The sequence below is a fragment of the Paractinoplanes rishiriensis genome (genome assembly GCF_016862375.1).
GTDB classification, from domain to species: domain Bacteria; phylum Actinomycetota; class Actinomycetes; order Mycobacteriales; family Micromonosporaceae; genus Actinoplanes; species Actinoplanes rishiriensis.
Window position 1 is genome coordinate 1 of sequence record NZ_BOMV01000003.1, and the last position, 22,412, is coordinate 22,412.

At 70.4% G+C, this 22,412-nt stretch carries 20 protein-coding genes; 12 read left to right on the forward strand and 8 right to left on the reverse strand.

Annotation, left to right across the window (positions count from 1 at the left end; translation table 11 throughout):
• Nucleotides 1-407: 407 nt before the first annotated feature.
• From Ari01nite_RS01605 to Ari01nite_RS01620, 4 genes are all read right to left on the reverse strand, one after another.
• Nucleotides 408-1,070: a hypothetical protein gene (locus Ari01nite_RS01605; RefSeq protein WP_203778713.1), complete on the reverse strand. Its 663-nt coding sequence runs from the start codon at nucleotides 1,068-1,070 to the stop codon at nucleotides 408-410.
• 164 nt (nucleotides 1,071-1,234) lie between these two features.
• On the reverse strand, nucleotides 1,235-2,236 hold the full coding sequence (locus Ari01nite_RS01610) for an App1 family protein phosphatidate phosphatase (RefSeq protein ID WP_203778738.1): 1,002 nt from the start codon (nucleotides 2,234-2,236) through the stop codon (nucleotides 1,235-1,237).
• 146 nt (nucleotides 2,237-2,382) lie between these two features.
• The gene (locus Ari01nite_RS01615) at nucleotides 2,383-3,105 is read right to left on the reverse strand and encodes a hypothetical protein (protein ID WP_203778714.1); all 723 of its coding nucleotides are present in this window, start codon (nucleotides 3,103-3,105) and stop codon (nucleotides 2,383-2,385) included.
• A gap of 103 nt (nucleotides 3,106-3,208) precedes the next feature.
• Nucleotides 3,209-3,541, reverse strand: a complete 333-nt coding sequence (locus Ari01nite_RS01620; RefSeq protein ID WP_203778715.1) for a hypothetical protein — start codon at nucleotides 3,539-3,541, stop codon at nucleotides 3,209-3,211.
• A gap of 95 nt (nucleotides 3,542-3,636) precedes the next feature.
• Between Ari01nite_RS01620 and Ari01nite_RS01625 the strand changes: the two genes are divergently transcribed.
• The 8 genes from Ari01nite_RS01625 to Ari01nite_RS01660 all read left to right on the forward strand — a co-directional run bounded on the left by Ari01nite_RS01625 (nucleotide 3,637) and on the right by Ari01nite_RS01660 (nucleotide 12,982).
• Nucleotides 3,637-4,491, forward strand: a complete 855-nt coding sequence (locus tag Ari01nite_RS01625) for an NAD-dependent protein deacetylase (protein ID WP_203778716.1) — start codon at nucleotides 3,637-3,639, stop codon at nucleotides 4,489-4,491.
• 184 nt (nucleotides 4,492-4,675) lie between these two features.
• The gene (locus Ari01nite_RS01630) at nucleotides 4,676-5,677 is read left to right on the forward strand and encodes a LacI family DNA-binding transcriptional regulator (RefSeq protein ID WP_203778717.1); all 1,002 of its coding nucleotides are present in this window, start codon (nucleotides 4,676-4,678) and stop codon (nucleotides 5,675-5,677) included.
• Between the two features lie 96 nt (nucleotides 5,678-5,773).
• Nucleotides 5,774-7,459, forward strand: coding sequence for an ABC transporter substrate-binding protein (locus Ari01nite_RS01635; RefSeq protein WP_203778718.1), 1,686 nt, complete (start codon nucleotides 5,774-5,776; stop codon nucleotides 7,457-7,459).
• Nucleotides 7,460-7,521: 62 nt separating this feature from the next.
• Complete coding sequence (locus tag Ari01nite_RS01640; RefSeq protein WP_203778719.1) at nucleotides 7,522-8,547, forward strand: ABC transporter ATP-binding protein; 1,026 nt, start codon at nucleotides 7,522-7,524, stop codon at nucleotides 8,545-8,547.
• Nucleotides 8,544-9,524: an ABC transporter permease gene (locus tag Ari01nite_RS01645; RefSeq protein WP_203778720.1), complete on the forward strand. Its 981-nt coding sequence runs from the start codon at nucleotides 8,544-8,546 to the stop codon at nucleotides 9,522-9,524. The genes Ari01nite_RS01640 and Ari01nite_RS01645 overlap by 4 nt, the downstream gene beginning before the upstream one ends.
• A gap of 4 nt (nucleotides 9,525-9,528) precedes the next feature.
• Nucleotides 9,529-10,578, forward strand: coding sequence for an ABC transporter permease (locus Ari01nite_RS01650; protein ID WP_203778721.1), 1,050 nt, complete (start codon nucleotides 9,529-9,531; stop codon nucleotides 10,576-10,578).
• Nucleotides 10,575-11,588: an ABC transporter ATP-binding protein gene (locus Ari01nite_RS01655; protein WP_203778722.1), complete on the forward strand. Its 1,014-nt coding sequence runs from the start codon at nucleotides 10,575-10,577 to the stop codon at nucleotides 11,586-11,588. Before Ari01nite_RS01650 ends, Ari01nite_RS01655 begins: the two co-directional genes overlap by 4 nt.
• Nucleotides 11,585-12,982 (forward strand): GH1 family beta-glucosidase, encoded by a 1,398-nt coding sequence (locus Ari01nite_RS01660; RefSeq protein ID WP_203778723.1) that lies wholly within the window; start codon nucleotides 11,585-11,587, stop codon nucleotides 12,980-12,982. Before Ari01nite_RS01655 ends, Ari01nite_RS01660 begins: the two co-directional genes overlap by 4 nt.
• A 184-nt stretch (nucleotides 12,983-13,166) precedes the next feature.
• Here the strand turns inward: Ari01nite_RS01660 and Ari01nite_RS01665 are convergent, their stop codons facing one another.
• A complete protein-coding gene (locus Ari01nite_RS01665) occupies nucleotides 13,167-14,402 on the reverse strand; it encodes an ROK family transcriptional regulator (protein WP_203778724.1) in 1,236 nt (411 codons plus the stop codon).
• A gap of 81 nt (nucleotides 14,403-14,483) precedes the next feature.
• Here Ari01nite_RS01665 and Ari01nite_RS01670 point away from each other — a divergent pair, with 81 nt between their 5' ends.
• Together Ari01nite_RS01670 and Ari01nite_RS01675 are read left to right on the forward strand one after the other, a co-directional pair.
• Nucleotides 14,484-15,308, forward strand: coding sequence for a class I SAM-dependent methyltransferase (locus Ari01nite_RS01670; protein WP_203778725.1), 825 nt, complete (start codon nucleotides 14,484-14,486; stop codon nucleotides 15,306-15,308).
• A gap of 55 nt (nucleotides 15,309-15,363) precedes the next feature.
• Nucleotides 15,364-15,573: a hypothetical protein gene (locus tag Ari01nite_RS01675; RefSeq protein ID WP_203778726.1), complete on the forward strand. Its 210-nt coding sequence runs from the start codon at nucleotides 15,364-15,366 to the stop codon at nucleotides 15,571-15,573.
• 84 nt (nucleotides 15,574-15,657) lie between these two features.
• Here the strand turns inward: Ari01nite_RS01675 and Ari01nite_RS01680 are convergent, their stop codons facing one another.
• On the reverse strand, nucleotides 15,658-16,218 hold the full coding sequence (locus tag Ari01nite_RS01680; protein WP_239162403.1) for a nucleotidyltransferase family protein: 561 nt from the start codon (nucleotides 16,216-16,218) through the stop codon (nucleotides 15,658-15,660).
• A 43-nt stretch (nucleotides 16,219-16,261) separates the two neighbouring features.
• Between Ari01nite_RS01680 and Ari01nite_RS01685 the strand changes: the two genes are divergently transcribed.
• Together Ari01nite_RS01685 and Ari01nite_RS01690 are read left to right on the forward strand one after the other, a co-directional pair.
• Nucleotides 16,262-17,122, forward strand: a complete 861-nt coding sequence (locus Ari01nite_RS01685) for an alpha/beta hydrolase (protein ID WP_203778727.1) — start codon at nucleotides 16,262-16,264, stop codon at nucleotides 17,120-17,122.
• Nucleotides 17,119-17,637: a pyridoxamine 5'-phosphate oxidase family protein gene (locus Ari01nite_RS01690; protein WP_203778728.1), complete on the forward strand. Its 519-nt coding sequence runs from the start codon at nucleotides 17,119-17,121 to the stop codon at nucleotides 17,635-17,637. Before Ari01nite_RS01685 ends, Ari01nite_RS01690 begins: the two co-directional genes overlap by 4 nt.
• A 115-nt stretch (nucleotides 17,638-17,752) precedes the next feature.
• On the opposite strand, the gene Ari01nite_RS01695 is transcribed toward Ari01nite_RS01690, so the two are convergent.
• Both Ari01nite_RS01695 and Ari01nite_RS01700 read right to left on the reverse strand, forming a co-directional pair.
• Nucleotides 17,753-20,272 carry a DNA gyrase/topoisomerase IV subunit A gene (locus Ari01nite_RS01695; protein ID WP_203778729.1) on the reverse strand — a complete coding sequence of 840 codons (2,520 nt, stop codon included), beginning with the start codon at nucleotides 20,270-20,272 and terminating at the stop codon, nucleotides 17,753-17,755.
• Nucleotides 20,273-20,286: 14 nt separating this feature from the next.
• A complete protein-coding gene (locus Ari01nite_RS01700; RefSeq protein WP_203778730.1) occupies nucleotides 20,287-22,338 on the reverse strand; it encodes a DNA gyrase/topoisomerase IV subunit B in 2,052 nt (683 codons plus the stop codon).
• Nucleotides 22,339-22,412: the final 74 nt, after the last annotated feature.

Consider the following 22,412-nt stretch of genomic DNA (forward strand, 5'->3'; position numbering starts at 1 on the left):
AACCCGCGACCGCGGTGTAGTGGACTCGCGATGTCACGTCCGCCCCGCAGTACGGCGCCTTTCCGCAAACGTCCCCCGCTGGCGCTCGCGCACGGCTACCCCGCCGCCGTCAGGGCGATGGCGGCCGGGTTGCAGAGATCATGTGGAGTTTGCGTTCCGGTCGAACAGGAAGTCGACAAGGTCCACCCGCGGCGCGACCTTTTAGACGGACCGTGGCTTTGTTCCCGCGGAATTACCGACTGACGGGAACGATCGTCCACTTGTCAGGACGACGGCCACGGCGCGGGGGCCTGTCCCGACATTCGGTTGCCGGGAACCACCGACTGGGACCGAGAATGCCGGTCACGGCACTGGCGGAGTGCGCTACCGGGTTTGGTGGTGCGGCAGCCGAGATCTTGGGCGGCGGGCTACTTTGCGGGGACGTCGACCTCGATCTCGTCGCCCAGGGTGAAGCCGGCGCACAGGTCCAGGGCGTCGCCGCTCCAGAAGCGGCCCGGGTCGTACCAGTTCGGCTGGCGGCCCCGGGGCAGCAGGCCCATGTCCTCATAGGTGACCGCGACCACCTCGGCGCAGTAGGCCGTCTCCAGGTCGGCGTCGTTCACCGGGCGCTCGGGCCGGTGCGGCCAGCGGCGGGGGCGGATCTGCGGCACCCGGCCGCGCACCCAGCGCCACGCCAGCTGGGCCGAGGACGGGAACGGCGTGCCGTCCAGCCTCGCCACCGTCGTGAGGGCCTTGTCCTCCATCGACCGGGTGACCGACGGCTCCAGCTGGCGCAGCCAGCCGCGCTGGCCGTAGCGGTGTGCCCACACGGAGACGGCGTCCCGCAGGTCGTGCAGTTGCACGCCGCGCTGGAACGTGCCGGACCACAGGTCGGGCAGGGACTTGCCGAGTTCGGCGTGCCACATCAGGGGTGGCATGTCCTCGATCACCAGCGACATGCCGACATGGTTCACGGGGCTGTTGGTCAACGTCTGGATCGCGCGGTCGGGTCCGGATCGTCCGCGAAATATCCAGATGTCACCGGTTCGGGTCAAGTCGATGGCCTGGTCCAGGCTTATAGCGGCGTCCACGTGTCTATCCTCGGATGATGCGTTGGTGGAAGGTAGTCGGGTTGGCCGGATTGGCAGGCGTGGCGGCCACCGGAGTCGTGGTGGCCCGGGCAGAACGGCGGCGCCGTGCGTATACCCCGGCCGAGGTGCGGGCACGCCTGCACGAACGAGTGGCTGAGTCGGCTTCAGACGACATCGGTGTCGCGGAGTAGCGACCACAACCCTGCGCCGTCCGGCGCGGTGAACCATGTCTTGCCGCCCGAGCCGACCGCCTCGGGTGAGCCGGCCGGGCCGGGGATGGCACCGGCCAGCACCGCCTGGGTGGGTGACAGGCGGCGGATTGCCACGGCCGCGACGTTTTCCGGGTGGGCGTGCGCGAATTCGGAGTAGATCTCCTGGTCGTGCTGGCCGTCGTCGCCGATGAGCAGCCACTTGACGTTCGGGAACTCCTGGGAGAGGCGGCGCAGCGTGTTGCGCTTGTGCTCCTGGCCGCTGCGGAACCAGCGGTCCGACGTCGGGCCCCAGTCGGTGAGCAGCAGCGGCCCGGCGGGATAAAGGTGCCGGGACAGGAAGCGGGTGAGCGTGGGCGCCACGTTCCACGCGCCGGTCGAGAGATAGAACACCGGGGTGCCGGCGTTCGCCGTGATCAGCCGCTCGTAGAGGACCGCCATCCCGGGCACCGCCGCGCGGGCGTGCTCGTCGAGGACGAATGTGTTCCACGCCGCGAGCAGCGGACGCGGCAGCGCGGTGACCATCACCGTGTCGTCGATGTCGGAGACGACGCCGAACCGGCACTCCGGGTCGACCACCCGGATCGGCGCCTCGACCGGGTCGGCGCCCTCGATGAACAGGCGCGCCTTGCCCCAGCCGGGCGCGAGGTCGCCCTTGACCCGGCAGTCCACGTAGCCGCTGCGGTCGGTGCGGGTCTCGGTGACGCTGCCGCCGACCTCGATGCGCACCACGGCACTGGCCACCGGCGAGCTCATGAAGCTGCGCCAGCCGCGCACCTTTTCCAGCTGCCTCTGGGTCTGTACGCCCCGGGTGAGCACGACCCGGCCCATCACCCGGGCCCAGCCGGGCGCGCCGTAACCGGCGTACGCCGTGATCACCGGGCGCCAGCCGCGGTTGCGCAGCCGGCGCTCGACGATGTCGTGCAGCGCATCCTCCACCACCGCGGCCCGGTGCATCCGGACCACGGGCAGTGGGGCATCCGCCGGAGTCTGCGTCACGCTCGTTTCCCCTAACCGTCGAAGCCGCGGCGGTCGAATGCGGCAACGGTACCTGGCCTGACCGACACTCGCGGGGGAATGCGAATGCCCTCCATACAGGACTTCTAGGCCGCCGCCGGCAGCTCTGCCGTGGTCCACTGGTCGGCCCACCAACGTTCATCGGCGACCGGTTGCCCGGCATCGACGCGCGTGGTGGTCGCGGCCGCCGCGGCCTCGATCCGCAGGCTCCGCAACGCCTCGGCGGCGGCCTCGGCCTCGTGCCAGGTGAGCCGCTCGCGCTCCTGCGCGGCCCGGTAACCGGCCAGCCGGTTCTCGCGGACCGCCTGGCGCAGCGCGGCCTCCTGCACCACCGGGTGCAGCCGGGGATTCCAGCCGCGGTGCGCGAACACGTCGTTCAGCTGGGCGATCGACAGTTGCCGCTGGCGGCAGGCCTCGGTGGCGGCGTGATGCAGGTAACGCTGCCGCTCGATGTTCTCGCCGGGCTTGCGGCGCCGGCTCATCAGCGGGTAGGCGCAGGCCTTAGCCACCTCGCGGGCCATCCGGTCGGCCTCGTCGTAGGCGCGCCAGGCGGCGTCCAGTTCCTCCTGCGCCGCGGTCCACTCGGCGCGGCGGCGTTCGGCGGTGAGCGCGGCCCGGTCGGCGGCCACGGCCACCTCACCGGCGTAGCGCAGGGCATCGGCCTCCGCCTCGGTCAGTGGCGCCGGCCGGGCGGGCTGCCGGGTGCGGGCCAGCAGCATGGCGGCGGCGATCACCCCGACCAGCATGAGCAGCCACAGTGCGGCGGCTTGCGGTACTGAGACGAGGAAGCTGTGCAGAGCGGTTTCCACAGGGAACACCTCACGGAGAAGTGGGTGATAGCGCTGGGTGGTTTTTTGATATGCGTGATAGGGCCGGCACGGCGTCCCCGTCACCAACTGCGGTGCGGCGGGTCTAGACCGCCGGGGGTGCGCGCGGGATCCGGACCCGCTGGGCGAGTCCGGTCAGCACCACCGCGAACACCGCGACGGCCAGCACCGGGAGGCCCTCGGGAAGCACTCCCGCGGCCGTCGCGCGTACCTCTGAAGTGGCCGGAGCCGACTCACTCAGGGTGACCGGCGTCTCGTCCACCGTCTCAGCCATCGAGACGATGGCGACCGGCTCGGCAGCCACCGCCGGCATGGCCGGCGCCGAGAAGGCGAGCGCCAGCATCGCGAGGCCGGCGAGAAAACGCAGCAGGCGGTGGCCGTCCCAGTCTCGGGGAAGCACTCGCGCCACTGTCGTCACGGGATCAACGTACCGTTTCCGCCCGCAACGTGCACGGACCGCGCGGGTTGCGGCGTTTGGCGTGCCACCTTCGTTTGTCACACCCCCGAGGGACTATGGGACTCGTGGACCTTCAGGTGGTGGATCAGGTGGCCGAGTTGGGCGACTGGCTGGCCGACGGCGGCGTGGTCGTCCTCAGCGGCGCGGGACTGTCCACCGACTCCGGCATCCCGGATTACCGCGGACCGTCCGGTTCGGCCCGGCGCAGCACCCCGATGACCTATCAGACCTTCACCCGTGACCCGGTCGCCCGCCGCCGCTACTGGGCGCGCAGTCATCTGGGCTGGCGCACGATCGGCGAGGCCCAGCCCAACGACGGCCATCGCGCGGTCGCCCGGTTCCAGCAGGCCGGCCTGCTGCGCGGCATCATCACGCAGAACGTGGACGGTCTGCACCAGGCGGCCGGCGCCCGCGAGGTGGTCGAGTTGCACGGCAACCTGGCCCGGATCACCTGCCTGGCCTGCGGCGGCAGCACCCCGCGCGAGCTGCTGTCGCACCGGCTGGACGCGGCCAACCCGCAGTTCGCCGGGGTGGCCACGGCGTTCAACGCGGACGGCGACGCCGAGCTGGCCGACGAGTCGCTGGACGGCTTCACCGTGGTCGACTGCCTGGACTGCGGCGGCCTGCTCAAGCCGGACGTCGTCTACTTCGGCGAGACGGTGCCGCCGGAGCGGGTGTCGCGCAGTTTCGACCTGGTGGCCGGCGCCCGCACGCTGCTGGTGCTGGGTTCCTCGCTGACCGTCATGTCCGGCCGCCGGTTCGTGCTGCGGGCCGCCCGGGACGGCATCCGGGTGGCGATCGTGAATCGCGGGGTGACCCGCGGCGAGCCGTACGCCGGGCTCTGCGTGGATGCCCCATTGGGCATTGTTCTGCCCCACTTGGCATGCGAGCTCACGCCGGTTTCGTCTTGATAAATCGATATATATGAAGTCGGTTATTGTTCTGAAACCTAATTAAAGTTTGTTTCTCATTGACGTGAGCCAGAGCACTGCCGTTAACTGCCGGAACCGGTACCGAAACCGGTTCCGAAACACCCGTGCAACACATCAGTCTCCGCCCGGCGGAGACAATGAGGGCGTGCAGACTGGAGGACGCGTGCCGATCACCATCGCCGATGTCGCGGCCCGGGCCAAGGTCAGTAAGACCACCGTGTCCCGGGTCCTGAACGGCAAGGGTGAGCTGGACGAATCGACCGCCGCCCGGGTCCGGGCGGTCATCGAGGAACTCGGGTACGTGCCGAGTTCCCGGGCCGTCGGGCTGGCCCGCGGGCGCACCCGCGTGGTGGGCATGCTGGTGCCGTCGCTGACCTGGCCGTGGATCGGCGAGGTGCTCCAGGGCGCGGTCGACGTGCTGGAGACCGAGCGGTACGGCCTGCTGCTGTTCACCTGCAACCGGGGCGAGGAGTCGATGCGCCAGTTCGGCGTGCAGGTCTCCGCCAAGTCGTTCGACGGCCTGCTGGTCATCGAGCCCGAGGGCACCCTCGACTACATCGCCACCCTGCATCGCCGCGGCCTGCCGGTCGTGCTCATCGACGATCGCGACCAGACCTCCGGCGAGATTCCGAGCGTCGGCACCACCAACCACGACGGCGCCGCCTCGGCCGCCCGCCACCTGCTCGACCTGGGCCGGCAGCGGCCGCTGGTGATCACCGGACCCGAGCGGTTCGGCTGCACCCGGCAGCGGTCGGCCGGCTTCGCTGCGATCTACGCCGAGGCCGGCCGGCCGATCACCGAGGATCGCTGGTACCTCGGCGACTTCACGGTCGCCCGCGGCGCCGAGGGCGTGCAGCGGGCGCTCGCCGCCGGGGTGGAGTTCGACGCCGTGTTCGCCCACAACGACCTCTCCGCGCTCGGTGCCATGCAGGCACTGGCCGACAGCGGCCGGCAGGTGCCGGAGGACGTGGCCGTGGTGGGCTTCGACGACATACCGACCGCGGCGCACACCCAGCCGCCGCTGAGCACCGTGCACCAGCCGCTGCGCGAGATGGGCGAGGCCGCGGCCCGCACCCTGCTCGCCCATTTCGAGGGCACACCCCTGCCCGAGAGCCCCACCGTCATCCCGACGAGCTTCATCCCCCGCGCGTCCACCGTCGCCTAAAACCAACCCCACTCTTCCGTTCCCTCCGACGCCGGTCCGTGACCGGCGCCGCGATGCCGCACGCCCTAACCCCGTTGATTCATGAGGAGTATTTCGATGCAGAGAAGGAAACTGTTCGCGGCCGCCGTGGCGGGCGTGCTCGCCACCGGCGGTCTCGCCGCGTGCGGTGAATCGCCGAACGCCAACAACGCGAACGCGAGCAAGTCGGTGGACTTCCTGAAGATCGGCATGCCGAACGGCACCCAGACCGAGAACCACAACCCGTTCGCGGGCACCTCCTCGGCCAATGCGCTCGGCTACAAGTGGATGCTCTACGAGCCGCTGACCCAGTGGAACCCGGTGAAGCCGGCCGACCCGGTCACCCCGTGGCTGGCCAGCGCGGTCAAGTGGGCCGACGACTACAAGTCGGTGGAGGTCACCGTCCGGGACGGCGCGAAGTGGTCGGACGGCCAGCCGCTCACCGCCGAGGACGTCGCGTACACCTTCACGCTGATCAAGGGCAACGACGCGCTGAACCAGCACGCGATCCCGTTCGGCGACATCACGGTCGCCGGCAACGTCGTGAAGCTGACTTTCAAGACGCCGCAGTTCGTGAACCAGAACAAGATCATGGCGAGTACCCCGATCGTCCCGAAGCACGTCTGGGAGAAGATCGCCGACCCGACCACCGACGTCAACAAGAACCCGGTCGGCTCCGGCCCGTACACGCTGAAGTCGTTCACCCAGGCCGGCGTGGTGCTGTCGGTGCGCACCGACGGCGGCTACTGGCAGGAACTGCCCAAGGTCAAGGAACTGCGGTACACGTCGTTCTCGGGCAACGACACCCAGGCGACCGCGCTGGCCAACGGCGAGTCGGAGTGGAGCTTCGTCTTCATCCCGAACGCCAAGGCGACCTTTGTGGACAAGGACCCGGCGAACCACAAGCTGTGGGCCCCCGGCGTGCTCGGCATCCACGGCCTCTACATCAACACCACGGTCAAGCCGTTCGACGACGTGAAGCTGCGTCAGGCCATGAACATGGTGATCAACCGGACCGACATCTTCCACCAGGCCGAGGCCAGCTACTTCCACCCCGAGATCAAGAGCGTGACCGGCCTGCCGGACGGCGCCGGTGACGCGTTCATCGCGCCCGAATACCAAGGCAAGACGTTCAAAGTGGACGTCGAGGGCGCCAAGGCCCTTCTGGCGAGCGCAGGCTACAAACTCAACGGCACCACGCTGAACGACCCGGCCGGCAAGCCCGTGAAGATCAAGCTCAGCGACCCGGCGCCGTGGTCCGACTACCAGACCACGCTGGAGATCATCAAGAGCAACTTCGCCGAGATCGGCATCGAGGCCACCGTCGAGAAGCCCAACCAGGACGTCTGGGACGCCAACGTGCAGAAGGGCGACTTCGAGGCCAGCATGCGCTGGACCAACGGCGGCGCCACGCCGTACGACATCTACCAGACGGTGATGGACGGCGCGCTGCTCAAGCCGCTCGGCACGGCCGCGCAGCAGGGCAACTTCGGCCGGTTCAAGAGCCCGGAGGCGACCACGGCGCTGAAGGCGTACGCGAACTCGACCAGCGACGCCGAGCGCACCGCGGCCATGAACACGATCCAGAAGGTGTTCGTCGAGCAGGTGCCGATGCTGCCGGTCGGCGCGGACAACGTCGGCGGCGCGTACAGCACCAAGAACTGGACCGGCTGGCCGTCGGACGCCGACCCGTACAGCGGCATGCAGCCCACCCAGCCGTACGCCCTGCAGATCGTGCTGAAGCTCAAGCCCGCCAACTCCTGACCGCGATCGCCGGTCCCCGCGCGGCAGTCCGCGCGGGGGCCGGCCCCTGACGAGGAATCACGATGACTTCGACCCAGGACGTGGACGTGGTGCTGGAGGCCGTCGGCCTGACCAAGCACTTCCCGGTTCGCCGGGCCTTGCGCCAACTCTTCTCGAAACAGCGCAGCGCGGTGCACGCCGTCGACGACGTGCATCTCACGCTGCGCCGCGGCCACGTGGTCGCGCTGGTCGGCGAGTCCGGCTCGGGCAAGTCCACGGTGGCCCGCCTGCTCGCCCAGTTGTACCCGCGCACCGGCGGCGACATCCGGCTGCACGGCGCCTCGACCACGGTGCACGGCGGCCGGCAGTTCCGGCGGTACGCCTCGCGCGTTCAGATGATCTTCCAGGACCCGTTCGCGTCATTGAACCCGGTGCACACGATCCGCTACCACCTGACCCGGGCGCTGCGCGTGCACGGCAACAACGGCGATCTCGAACCCGCGCTGCACGACCTGTTGAACCGGGTCAGCCTCACCCCGCCCGAGCGGTACCTGGACAAGTTCCCGCACGAGCTCTCCGGCGGCCAGCGCCAGCGGGTGGCCATCGCCCGCGCGCTCGGTGCCCGGCCGGAGGCGCTGCTCGCCGACGAGCCGGTGTCCATGTTGGACGTCTCGATCCGGCTCGGCGTGCTGAACCTGCTGCGCGACCTGAAGGAGCGCCTCAACCTGGCCATCCTCTACATCACCCACGACATCGCGTCGGCCCGTTACTTCGCCGATCAAACCCTGGTCATGTACGCGGGGCGAATGGTCGAGGGCGGCGACAGCGAGACGGTGACGCAGACCCCCGCGCACCCGTACACCCGGCTGCTGATCGACTCGGCGCCCGACCCGGACCGCCTCACCGGCGATGTCGATCCTTTGGACGAGGACCGCGGCAACGGCGAGCCGCCCAGCCTGATCAACCCGCCGAGCGGCTGCCGCTTCCACCCGCGCTGCCCGACGGCCATGCCCCGGTGCTCCACCGACCTGCCGGTACGCCTCGAGATCGGCGACGCGCCCGGCCACTGGGCGGCGTGCTGGCTGTACGACCGGGAGGCCGTCTCGTGAAGTACTTCCTGCAGCGCATGGCGTTCTACCTGTTCACCGCGTGGGCCGCGATCACGCTGAACTTCTTCATCCCACGGATGGTGCCGGGCGACCCGGTGCAGGCCCTGATCGCGAAGTACCGCGGCCAGCTGAGCTCCGAGGCCATCGCGTCGCTGTACGTGCTGTTCGGCCTGGACAAGCAGGGCAGCCTGTGGAGTCAGTACCTCGACTACTGGAAGCAGATCTTCCAGGGCGATCTGGGCCTGTCGTTCACGTTCTTCCCGGCGCCGGTCTCGCAGATCATCACGCAGGCGCTGCCGTGGACGCTGCTGCTGGTCGGCGTCACCACGATCATCAGCTTCCTGCTGGGCACCGGCCTGGGCGTGCTGGCCGGCTGGCGGCGCGGCTCGTGGACCGACGGCCTGCTGCCGGTCACCACGTTCTTCTCCTCGGTGCCGTACTTCTGGCTGGGGATCATCGCGATCTACCTGCTGGCCGGGCCGGACAGCTTCTTCCCGTCGTCCGGCGGCTTCGACTCCGGCCTGGTGCCGGCCTGGGACCAGTACTTCATCCCGAGCGCGATCCAGCACAGCCTGCTGCCCGCGCTGACCATCCTGATCTCGTCGGTCAGCGGCTGGATCCTCAGCATGCGCAACATGATGGTCACCGTGTCGTCCGAGGACTACATCACGGTCGCGCACGCCAAGGGCCTGTCCGAGCGGCGGGTGGCGCTGAGCTACGCGGCCCGCAACGCGTTGCTGCCCAACGTGTCCGGCTTCGCGCTGGCGCTCGGCTTCATCGTCGGCGGCACCCTGCTGGTCGAGATCGTCTTCTCGTACCCGGGCCTGGGTTTCACGCTTCTGCAGGCGCTGGGCGCCAAGGACTACCCGCTGATGCAGGGCATCTTCCTGGTCATCACCATCTCGGTGCTGGTGGCGAACCTGCTGGCCGACGTGGCGTATCTGCTCCTCGACCCGCGCACCCGCAAGGAGGGCTGACCCGATGGCCATTCCCACCTCCAGCCTCGACCAGGTCATCCCCGGCCAGGGCGCGATGGCGCAGCCGGCCACCAAGCCGAAGCGGCAGCGGTTCCTGTTCCTGCGCAACGGCAAGGCGGCCACCGGTCTCGCGGTGCTCGGCCTCTACGTGCTGCTCGCCATCATCGGGCCGTGGATCGCGCCGTACGACCCCAGCGCCCGCAGCAACGACCTGGTGCAGGCGCCGTCGGCCGCGCACTGGTTCGGCACCACCCACCTCGGCCAGGACGTGTTCAGCCAGATCCTGGTCGGCACCCGCAGCGTGATGTACGTCGGCTTCCTGGCCGGCATCATCGCCACCACGCTGTCAGTGCTGATCGGCGTCACGGCCGGCTACCTGGGCGGCAAGGCCGACGACAGCCTCTCGGTGCTCACCAACGTGGTGCTGGTGATCCCCGCGATCCCGCTGATGATCATCATCACCTCGGTGCTGAACAACGCCAGCGACACCCTGATCGCCCTGGTCATCGGCCTCACCTCGTGGTCCTGGAACGCCCGGGTGCTGCGCGCGCAGACGCTCTCGCTGCGCCGGCGGGACTTCGTCGAGGCGTCCCGGGCCACCGGCGAGAAGACCTGGCGGATCATCGTCTTCGAGCTGCTGCCCAACCTCACCGCGGTGATCGCCTCGGGCTTCGTCGGCACGGTCATCTTCGCGGTGCTGTCCGAGATCACCCTGGCGTTCATCGGCATCACCTCGAACAACGGCTGGAACTGGGGCACCATCCTGTTCTGGGCGCAGGGCCAGCAGGCGCTCGGCCAGAACGCGTGGTGGTGGTTCGTGCCCGCCGGGCTGGCCATCGCGGTCCTCGGCACCGCCCTCTCGCTGATCAACTTCGGTATCGACGAGTTCGTCAGCCCGCGACTGCGCAGCGCCGGCAAGACCAAGCTCAGAACCGCGGCCGGCGGCACCGTACGGATGCGGATCGGCTTCACCCCGGTCCTGGACCAGTCCTCGTCGCCGCACACGCAGGCCCGGTACGTCGCCACCCCGGTCGCCCGAAAGGTCGGTTCATGAAGCAGCCGGTTCTCGAGATCCGCAACCTGAACGTGGACTACGGGCTCGGCGGCAAGGCCGTGCACGCGGTCCGGGACGTCAACCTCACCCTGCACCGCGGCGAGGTGCTCGGGCTGGCCGGCGAGAGCGGGTCCGGCAAGTCGACACTCGCGTACGGGATGACCCGGCTGCTCGCCCCGCCCGGCGTGATCACCGGCGGCGACGTGATCTACCACCCCGGCCAGGCGGAACCGTACGACGTGCTGGGGCTCTCCGACCGGGGGCTGCGCGAGTTCCGCTGGAACGAGGTCGCGATCGTGTTCCAGGGCGCGATGAACTCGCTCAACCCGGTGCACCGGATCTCCACCCAGCTGACCGACGTGCTCCGGGCGCACCAGCCGTCGATGAGCGAGCACAGCCGCACCGCCCGGGCGCGGGAGATGCTCAAGCTGGTCGGCATCGCACCGGACCGGATGGACGCGTACCCCCATCAGCTCTCCGGCGGGATGCGGCAACGCGTGATGATCGGGATGGCGCTGATCCTCCAGCCGCAGGTGGTCATCATGGACGAGCCGACCACGGCGCTCGACGTGGTGATGCAGCGGCAGATCCTGGGCCAGCTCATCGAGTTGCGCGAACGGCTCGGCTTCTCGGTCATCTTCATCACGCACGACCTGTCGCTGCTGGTCGAGTTCTCGGACCGGATCGCGATCATGTACGGCGGCCGTATCGTCGAGGAGGCGCCCGCGGCCACCATCTACCGCGACGCGCTGCACCCGTACTCGAAAGGGCTGCTCAGCTCCTTCCCGGCGCTGCGCGGCCCGCGCCGCGAGCTGTCCGGAATCCCCGGTTCACCGCCGGACCTCGCGGGCATGCCCCCGGGGTGCTCGTTCCACCCGCGTTGCCCCAGGGCCTTCGAACCGTGTTCCACCGCCATCCCGGTCCTGGGCCGCCCGGAGCACCTGACCGGGGCCGGCCGTTCCGTCGCGTGCTGGCTCCATCCCGTTCCCATCCCTCTGGAGAAAAATTGAATCCCACCAGCACCGCACCGGCCGTCGCGCTGCCCGCGACGGCCCTGCCGCCCTCGTTCCGCTGGGGCGTCGCCACGTCCGCCTACCAGATCGAGGGCGCCGCTCTCGAGGACGGCCGCACACCGTCCATCTGGGACACGTTCTGCCGGGTGCCGGGCGCCGTCGTGGGCGCCGACAACGGCGACGTGGCGTGCGACCACTACCACCGGATGCCGCAGGACGTCGCCCTGATCAAGAGCCTCGGCGTGGACTCGTACCGGTTCTCGGTGTCCTGGCCCCGGGTGCAGCCCGGCGGTCGCGGCCCGGCCAACCCGGCGGGCCTGGCGTTCTACGACCGGCTCGTGGACGAGTTGCTGGCCAACGGCATCGACCCGTTCGTCACGCTGTACCACTGGGACCTGCCGCAGGAGCTGGAGGACGCCGGCGGCTGGCCGGTCCGGGACACCGCGTACCGGTTCGCCGACTACGCCATGCTGGTGTTCGACAAGCTCCAGGACCGGGTGGACACGTTCACCACGCTGAACGAGCCGTGGTGCTCGGCGTGGCTGGGCTACCAGGTCGGCGTGCACGCGCCGGGGCGGCGCAACTTCGACGACGCCCTGCACGCGGTGCACCACCTGCTGCTCGGACACGGCCTGGCCACCCAGCGGATGCAGGCGGCGCAGAGCCGGCCGCACACGTACGGGATCACGCTGAACATGGGCACCGCCGACCCGGCGTCGGACACCGACACCGACCGCGAAGCGGCCCGCCGGGCCGACGGCATGGGCCTGCGGATCTACCTCGACCCGCTGCGGTACGGCCGCTACCCCGCGGACGTGGTGGCCGACCTGGCCGCGCGCGGATCGGCGTTCCCGGTGCACGACGGCGACCTGGAGGTCATCTCGGCGCCGTTCGACCTGCTGGGCGTGAACTTCTACTTCGGACAGGACTTCGCCGGCACCGACCCGGACGGCAACACCCACGACGAGCAGGGCGATCCGGTGGTCCGCCCGATCCTGCCGGACGTGGCCCGGACCGCGATGGACTGGCCGATCACCCCGGAGCGCTTCACCCGGCTGCTGGTCCGGCTGCACCGCGACTACCCCGGCCTGCCGCTGGTGGTGACCGAGAACGGCGCCGCGTTCGACGACAAGCCGGACGCCTCGGGGTACGTCGCCGACGACGACCGGACCGCGTACCTGGCGGCGCACATCGCCGCGGTGGCGGACGCCCGTCGGGAGGGCGCCGACATCCGGGGCTACTTCGCCTGGTCGCTGCTGGACAACTTCGAGTGGGCCGAGGGCTACGCGAAGCGGTTCGGCATCGTGCACGTCGACTACCAGAGTCAGCGGCGCACGCCCAAACAGAGCGCCCTCTGGTACCGGGACACCATCACCCGGACCCGCGGCTGATCCTGGGCCGCCGGCCGGCCCGCGTGCCGGCGGCGCTTGGCTTCGCACATCGCGGCGTCGGCCCGGGCCACCAGCGTGGCCGGGTCGGCGCCCGGATCGGCCGGCCAGGCGACACCGGCGCTCACGGCCGATGATTTCGGCGCGCCACGGCCGGACCTGAGCCTTGCCGGCTGTCGGGCCGGTCTCACCGGCGGCTGCTGCGCTCCGGTGGCCGGCGCGGGCGGGGCGGCAGGGCCAGCATCGGCTCGTCGGGCTCGGGCAGGCCGCCGTCCGCCAGCACCTGGGCGATCGGGAGGGTGGCCGCGCCCATCGCCACCGCGTCGGCGCCCAGCGTGCACAGCTCGATGCTGGTGCGGGCGTAGGGGCGGCGCAGCGCGTGCCGGGCCGCGGCCGCGCGGATCTCGGGCAGGAAGCGCTCGCCCAGCACCGAACCGGCCACGCCGCCGAGCACGATCCGCTCCGGGCTGAACAGGTTGATCAAGTCGGCGATCCCGGCACCCAGGTAACCGGCGGTCTCGGCGAAGACCCCGGCCGCGGCCGGCGGCATCGGATCGGCGGCCAGCAGGTCGGTCAAAAGATCTTGGGTGTACGGGCGACCGGTCGCGTCGGCCAGGCGCCGGGCGATGCCGTCCGCACCCACGTACGCCTCCAGGCAGCCCCGGGCTCCGCAGCGGCACAGTTCGCCCTCGTACACCAGCGTGGTGTGCCCCCACTCGCCGGCGTTGCTGTTGGCCCCTCGGTAGGAGCGCCCGTCCATCACCACGGCCGCGCCCACACCCGTACCGATCATGATGATGACCGCGTGCCGTGCCCCGCGCCCCGCGCCGAACCACATCTCCGCCTGACCGAAGGTCTTGGCGCCGTTCTCCACGAAGACCGGCACCTCGGTGCCGGACGCCAGCATCTCGCCCAGCGGCACCGCGTCCCAGCCGGTCGACTGCGAGTCGACCAGGCCGGAGTCGACCACGCCCGGCACACCCACGCCGAAGCCCAGCACCTCGGCCGGATCGACACCGGCCTCGGCGATCACCGCGGCCAGGCCGTCCTGCAGCTGGGCGGCCACCTGCGCGGGGTCGTCGTCGTGCTGGAACGTCGACGCCGCCCGCCGGGTCATCTCCAGGTCGTACAGCTCCACCAGGATGCGCGTCTCGGACACGTCGGCGCCCACCACGTACCGGAATTCCGGACGCACCCGCAGCAGCACCCGCGGCCGGCCGCCGTCGGAGCCGACCAGGCCGGCCTCCTCGACGAGGCCCTCCTCGAGCATCTCGCCGATCAGGTTGCTGACGCTGGCCTGGCTCAGCTCGGTGGTGGCGGCGAGCTGCTGGCGGCTCTGCAGGCCGCCGTGGAACAGATCGGTGAGCAGGCTGGACCGATTCGCCCGGCGCACGTCACGCACCGTGGTACGCCTGTTCTCCAACCCTGCACCTCGTCCCTCGCAAGTCCGCCGACCTGGGAAACTCTACGGCGCTCCGGGCCCGGTGGCGTCTATGGTGCCCGTGTGAACGACTACCGGGACGTCAATCGGGCCAACTGGAATGACCGAGCCTCGGCACACGCCGCCTCTCCGGATTACGGCGTCGCCCGGTTCGCGGACGATCCGGCCCATCTGAGTGATGTGGTGCGCTTCGACCGGGAACTCCTCGGTGACCTGTCCGGGCTGCGCGGCGTACATCTGCAATGTCATATCGGCACCGACACGGTCTCGCTGGCCCGGCTCGGCGCCACCATGACCGGACTGGACTTCTCGGACAAGTCGCTGATCGAGGCGCGCAAGGTGGCCGAACTGGCCGGCGCGGACGTGCGGTTCGTGCAGTCCGACGTGTACGACGCGCGGGACGCGGTGGGCGACGGCTACGACTTCGTCTTCACCGGCATCGGCGCGCTGTGCTGGCTGCCGGACGTGGCCCGCTGGGCCCGGGTGGTGGCGTCGCTGCTGCGCCCCGGCGGCCGGCTGTTCCTGCGCGAGGGCCACCCGATGCTGTGGTCGCTCCAGGACGCCCGCACCGACGCGCTGGTGGTCGAGTTTCCGTACTTCGAGCGGTCCGAGCCGACGGTCTGGACCGAGAACGGCTCGTACGTGTCCACCGACGTCGAGTTCACCCACAACACCACCCACGAGTGGAACCACGGCCTCGGCGAGATCGTCACCGCGGTCCTCGACGCCGGCCTGACGCTGACCGGCCTGGTGGAACACCAGTCGGTGCCGTGGGAGGCGCTGCCCGGCCAGATGACGCTGCTGCCGAACGGCGAGTGGCAGCTCACCGACCGTCCGTGGCGGCTGCCGCACACGTACACCCTCCAGGCGGTACGCAACACCGTTTAGAGATCGAAGCAGTATGGGTATCCCCGGTCCATCCCCACGACCGAGGAGACCCCCGATGCGCACAGGCTCGATCGGCGCCGTCCTTCTGATCATCTGGTTGCTCCTGGGTGGCATCGCCGCCTACGAGCGCGGCTACTTCAACGACAACGGCGACACCAGCTGCGCCGAGGCCGGCACCGTGATGGTGACGATCGTGGCCGGCCCGCTGAACTGGCTCGGCGTCAACCCGAAGATCACCTGCGACGTGCCCGAGCCCAGCAAGTAATCCATCCCCTCGCATACCGGCCCCTCGCATACCGGGCGGCGGCGTCAGGACCCACCACCTCGCGCCGTCGCCCTCCCCGAGCCTTCAGATCGGCGGTATCACCGTCACGCCCGGCCACCGCCGCTCCGGCTGGTGCCGGGCCAGCCGCTCCCGCGACCGTTCGACGCCGACCCGCCGCGGGTTGCGCCGCCACACGCCGCCGAGCAGGTCGTCCAGCCCCAGCGGCGCGCAGATCTCCAGTTCGTCCCGGCCGTCGAGCCGCACCGCCACCGCGGTCGCCGTCTCCGGCCAGGTAGCCACCGCCTCCGCGACCGACCGGAACGGCGAAACCGGCTCTCCCCCGAACTTGCGTGCGTACCAGGTGTGCACCGCGGCCTGGTTCTTCGCCTCCCACGGCACCTCCGGCCACCGCGCCGCGAGCCGGGCCGTCATCCGATCGTCGTGCGCACGGCTCAGGTCGGCCGGGTCAAAAAAGGCAACATCGATGTCCCGTACGCCCGAAGGTTGAAACCCGGACCCGAACAGCTCACCCCAGACCAGATCGCGCAGCAGCCCGGCACCCACCCACGCATCCGGAATCCGCGCGTCCCGGACGGTCGCGAGCACCCGCATGGTCCAGTCGCTGCCCCGGATGAGCGCCTCCACCTGGGCGAGGTTAGTCGCTCGCGTCTCGGGTAGCGTCGGTCCGATGTTCGACGGTTTCCGGCTGGAGCAGGTGAATGTCGGCGACGTCACGCTGCGGGTCCGGCACGGCGGCGCCGGCTCGCCGGTGGTGCTGGTGCACGGGCACCCGCGGACGCACACGACCTGGCACGCGGTGGCGCCGCGGCTGGCCCGGCACCATGTCGTGGTGGCCCCCGACCTGCGCGGCTACGGCGGTTCCACGCTGCCGCCGGACGAGCCGGATCACGCGCAGTCCAGCAAGCGGGAGATGGCCCGGGATGTCGTCCGGCTGATGGCACATCTCGGGCACGACCGGTTCGCGGTGGCCGGGCACGACCGGGGTGCCCTGGTCGCGTTCCGGACCGCGATGGACCACCCCGACGCGGTGTCGCACCTGGTGGTCATGGACGGCCTGCCGGTGGTCGAGCATCTGGAACGCACGGACGCGGTGTTCGCCCGGGCCTGGTGGCACTGGTGGTTCCTGGGCCAGACCGACAAGCCGGCGGAACGCGTGATCTGCGCCGACCCGGACGCCTGGTATCAGACCCCCACGCCGGCCGAGATGGGCGAGGGCAACCACGCCGACGTGTGGGCGGCCTTCCGCAACCCCGCGGTCGTGCACGGCATGTGCGAGGACTACCGCGCCGGCCTGGGCATCGACCGCGCCCACGACGAGGCCGACCGGGCCGCCGGCCGCCAGGTCCGGTGCCCGGCGATGCTGCTCGAGTCGGCCGCCGACGACCTGGACATCCACGGCGATCCGGCGGCGATCTGGGCACCCTGGCTCGCCCGCCCGCTCCGGCACCGGGTCATCGACAGCGGCCACCACCAGGCCGAACAGGCACCCGCTGCGGTGGCCGCCGCGGTGCTGGACTTCCTCCGATGACGCACCCCTGGCTGTCCGGGCCCGCCCCCACCGGCCGCCTGCCCCGGCCCCGGCTGGAGGAGCGCATCCACAACCTGCTGTCGTCGCAGAACATGTGCGTGCTCGCCACCACCGGCCCGGACGGCCCGCTGGCCACCCCGGTGCGCTACTACCCGCTCGACTTCGCGGTGATGTTCACCGCCGCCCCGCGCTCCCCCAAGATGCGCAACATCGCCGCCGACCCGCGGGTGTCGCTGGGCGTCTTCGCCCCGCTGGTCGGCCTGGCCAGCAGCCGCGGCGCGCAGGTGTTCGGCACGGCCCGGGTGCTCGACCCGGACGACCCGGACCGCCCCGGCTACTGGGCGGCGTTCCGCTGGGAGAACGAACACGCCGAACGCGGCCGCCCGCTCACCGACCCGCCGCGCGACACCCTCGTGGTCGTCGAGGCAGACCGCATCGTCTACACCGAACACTGGCTGCGCCGCGACGGTTTCGCACCGCGGCAGACCTGGCGGCGCCGGCCTCAATCCGGCTGAGACCGGCAGGCCGCGGGTGGGTCCGGCGCACCGGGCCGAAGGCCGTGGCCGCGGAGGACACTGGCGTCGTCATCGGGCCGCAGCCGGGACACCTGGCCCGGCTGCGGCGGGGTGGTCAGCCTCGTTCGATCAGGTGGCCGATGATCTGCGGGCCCATCATGACCGCGGTGCCGGAGCCGTCGCGCCGGCCGTCCGGTTCGGGCAGTTCGACCGGGTCGCCGGTGTTGCTGGCGCCCACCGGGCGGGGGCCCACCCAGGCCACCGCGAGCCGCGTCTCGCCCTTGAGGAAACGCTGCACGCGGACGCCGCCGGTGGCTCGGCCCTTGGCCGGGTATTGCCGGAACGGGGTCACCTTCACCTGGGTGCCGGTCGAGGTCACCACCATCGGGTCGCCGTGTTCGGTGTCGGCCGTCACCACCACGTTGAACGAGAGGACCTCGGACTCCGGCGTCAGGTTGATGCCGGCCATCCCGCCGCCCTTGAGGCCCTGCGGCCGCACCAGCTTGGCCGGGAAACGCAGCATCGAGGCGTCGGAGGTGACGAACGCCAGCGACTCGGCGCCGTCGGTCAGCCAGGTCGCCTGGAGCACCTCGTCGCCGTCCTTGAGGGTGATCACCTCGAACTCGTCGGAGCGGACCGGCCACTCCGGCGCGCACACCTTGACCACGCCGTGCCGCGTGCCCATTGCGAGGCCCGGCGACGACGAGTCGGCCAGCGGCGCGAGACCCACCACCTTTTCGCCCGGCTCCAGCGGCACCAACTCGGACGCCGACATGCCGCCGCGCAGCGACACCGTGCCCACCTGTTCGGGCAGCACCGGCAACGGCAGCACGTCGGTCTTGAACGCCCGTCCCCGGCTGGTGACCAGCAGGATCCGGCCGCGCGCCGTCGAGTGGATCATCGTGCGTACCGCGTCGTGCTTGACCCGCCCGGAGCGGCGCCGCGCCTCGGTGGCCTCCTCGCTCTCGGCCGCGGTCCGGGCGATCAGCCCGGTGGCCGACAGGATCACCTGGCACGGGTCGTCGGCCACCTCGAGCGGACCGGCCGGCACCGAGGCCGCCAGCACCTCCTTGAGGTCACCGTCGATCAGCGTGGTGCGCCGGGGCGAACCGAACTCGCGGGCCACCTCGGCCAACTCGTCCGACACCACCTGCTTGAGCACGTCCTCGTTGTCGAGAATGCGGGTCAGCTCGGCGATCTCGTTGCGCAGCCGCTCCCGCTCGGTCTCCAGCTCGATCCGGTCGAACCGGGTGAGCCGCCGCAGCGGGGTGTCCAGAATGTACGTTGCCTGGATGTCGGACAGCGAGAATTCGGCCATCAGGGCCGCCTTGGCCTGCGCCGCGTCGTCGCTGCCCCGGATGATCGCCACCACCCGGTCGATGTCGATCAGGGCGATCAGCAGGCCGTCGACCAGGTGCAGGCGGTCCTCGCGCTTGGTGCGGCGGAACGTGGTGCGCCGGGTGACCACCTCGTAGCGGTGCTGGACGAAGACCTCCAACAGCCGCTTGAGCCCGAGCGTCTGCGGCTGACCGTCGAGCAGCACCAGGTTGTTGATGCCGAACGACGTCTCGAGCGGGGTCAGCCGGTAGAGGTCGGCCAGCAGCGCCTGCGGGTTGACGCCCACCTTGCACTCGATCACCAGCCGGGTGCCGTGCTCGCGGTCGGTGAGGTCCTTGACGTCGGCGATGCCCTGCAACCGCGCCGCCTGCCGCTGCCCGCGCCGCGGACCCGAGGTGATCATCTTGCCCTTCACCTCGTCGGTGATCGCCTCGATGATCTTTTCGGTGCCGACGCCGTAGGGCAGCTCGGTCACCGTGATCGCCTGGCGCCCGCGACCGCCCTCGAGCAGCCCGGTCTGCGCCTTGGCCCGCATCCGCACCACGCCCCGGCCGGTCTCGTAGGCCCGGCGCACCTCGTCGAGCCCGAGCAGCTGACCACCGGTCGGCAGGTCGGGCCCCGGCACCATCCGCATCAGCTCGTCGAGCGACGCCTCCGGCTTGGTGATCAGGTGCCGGGCCGCCGCCACCACCTCGCCGAGGTTGTGCGGGATCATGTTGGTCGCCATGCCCACCGCGATGCCCGACGTGCCGTTCACCAGCAGGTTGGGGAACGCGGCCGGCAGCACCTTGGGCTCGGTCTCGGAGCCGTCGTAGTTGGGCTTGAAGTCGACCGTGCCCTCGGCCAGCTCGCCGACCAGCAACATCGCCTCACGCGACATCCGAGCCTCGGTGTAACGCGCTGCCGCCGGTCCGTCGTCTGGGGACCCGAAGTTGCCGTGGCCGTCGATGAGCGGGGTGTTCAGCGAGAAGTCCTGCGCGAGGCGGACCAGGGCGTCGTAGATGGCCACGTCGCCGTGCGGGTGGTAGCGGCCCATCACGTCGCCGACCACGCGGGCCGACTTCACGTATGGGCGGTCGGGGCGGTGGCCCTGCTCCGACATGGACCACAGGATGCGGCGGTGCACCGGCTTGAGGCCGTCCCGCGCGTCCGGCAGGGCCCGCGAGTGGATGACCGAGTAGGCGTACTCCAGGTAGGAGTCCTCGACCTCGGTGGTGATCGGGTTGTCGATGACGTGGGCGCCGGCCTGGTCGAAGGCGGACAGGTCGACGCGGTTGTCGTTCTTTCGGCGTGCCATTGGACAGCGACCTCTCAGGCGTCGATGGTCTCTTGGTCGATGCGGCCGGCGGCCTCGATCAACCAGTTCTTCCGCGGTTCGACCCGCTCACCCATCAGCAGTTCCAGGATCTCCTCGGCGCGCTCGACGTCGTCCAGGGTGATCCGGCGGACGGTGCGGGTGGCCGGGTTCATCGTGGTGTCCCACAGCTCGTCGGCGTCCATCTCGCCCAGGCCCTTGAACCGGGGCACCGGCTTGACCACCTGCTTGCCGGCGCGTTCCAGCCGGGCCACGGTGCTTTCCATCTCCTGCTGGGTGTACGTGTAGATGGTCTCGGAGTTGCGGCCCTTGGTGACGACCTTGTGCAGTGGCGGCATCGCGGCGAACAGCCGGCCCTGCTCGATCACCGGGCGCATGTACTTGGCGAAGAGCGTGATCAGCAGGGTGCGGATGTGTGAGCCGTCGACGTCCGCGTCCGCCATGATCATGACCCGGCCGTACCGCATGGCGCCCAGCTCGAAGGTGCGGCCCGAGCCGGCCCCGAGCACCTGGACGATGGCCGAGCACTCGGCGTTGTCCAGGACCTGCTGGAGGCTGGCCTTCTGCACGTTCAGAATCTTGCCCCGGATCGGCAGCAGCGCCTGGTATTCGGAACTGCGGGCCATCCGCGCGGTGCCGAGGGCGCTGTCGCCCTCCACGATGTAGACCTCGCTGCGGGCGATGCCGGTGGCCCGGCAGTCGACCAGCTTGGGCGGCATCGAGGCGCCCTCGAGCGCGGTCTTGCGGCGGGCCGCGTCCTTCTGCTGTTTCTGGGTGAGGCGCACCCGGCCGGCGTCGACCACCTTTTGCAGCACGGTACGTGCCTCGGCCTTGGTCTTGCGGCCGTCGATCCACTCCTTGAGGTGGGCCTCGACCAGACCCTGGAGCACCCGGGTGATGCCGGCCGTGGAGAGTTCGTCCTTGGTCTGCGAGGTGAACTGCGGCTCGGGCACGCGGACGTGGATGACCGCGGTCATCCCCTCCATCATGTCGTCGAGGACCGGTGGGTCCTCCTTGGGCCGCAGCAGGCCGCGGGTGTTGCGGATGGCCTCGGCCAGCGCGCGCACCAGGGCCCGTTCGAAGCCCTTGCGGTGGGTGCCGCCGTGCACGTTGCGGATCGTGTTGGTGAAGCACTCGATGGTGCGTTCGTAGCCGGTGCCCCACCGGAACGCGATCTCGACCTGCGCCCGGCGCTCGACGTTGGACTGCATGACACCGTTGGCGTCGGCGGCGTTTTCCTTGTACGTGCCCTCGCCGGTCACCATGAGGACGCCGGAGACCGGCTTGTCACCCGCGTGGGTGAGGAAGTCGACCATGTCGGTGAGGCCGCGCGGGAAGTGGAACGTCTCGGTGGCCGGTTCCTCGGCGGTCTCGTCGCGCAACGTATACATCACGCCGGGGACCAGGAACGCCGTGTTGCGCAGCTTGGCCCGGACCGCGTCGGCGTCGAGCCGGGCGCCGGTCTCGAAGTAGCGCGCGTCGTACCAGTACCGGATCGAGGTGCCGCTGGGCTCGCCGCGTTTCATCCGGCGGACCACGCGCAGGCCGGACTCGGGATGGAATTTCGCCGTCGGCCCGGGTCCGTCGAAGTAGCCGGGCGCGCCGCGGTGGAACGAGATCTCGTGGACCTTGCCGTCCCGCTTGACGGTCACGTCGAAGCGCAGCGACAGCGCGTTGACCGCGGAGGCGCCGACGCCGTGCAGGCCGCCGGAGGTCTTGTAGCCGGAGCCGCCGAACTTGCCGCCGGCGTGCAGCCGGGTGAGCACCAGCTCGACGCCGTTGAGTCCGGACTTGGCGTTGATGTCGGTGGGGATGCCCCGGCCGTCGTCGTCGACCTGGACCGAGCCGTCGGCGTGCAGCAGCACGGCCACTTTGGTGGCGTAACCGGCGACGCCCTCGTCGGTGCAGTTGTCGATGATCTCGTTGGCCAGGTGGTTGACGCCCCGGCTGTCGGTGGAGCCGATGTACATACCCGGGCGTTTCCGGACAGCGTCCAGCCCTTCGAGGTGCGTGAGGTCGTCAGCCCCGTACAGGATTTCCGCGGTCACGAGGTGGTACTCCCGATCTGGCCTGAGGTGGTCAAGACGCGGCGAGAATACCGGGAGCCTCCGACAGTTCCGTC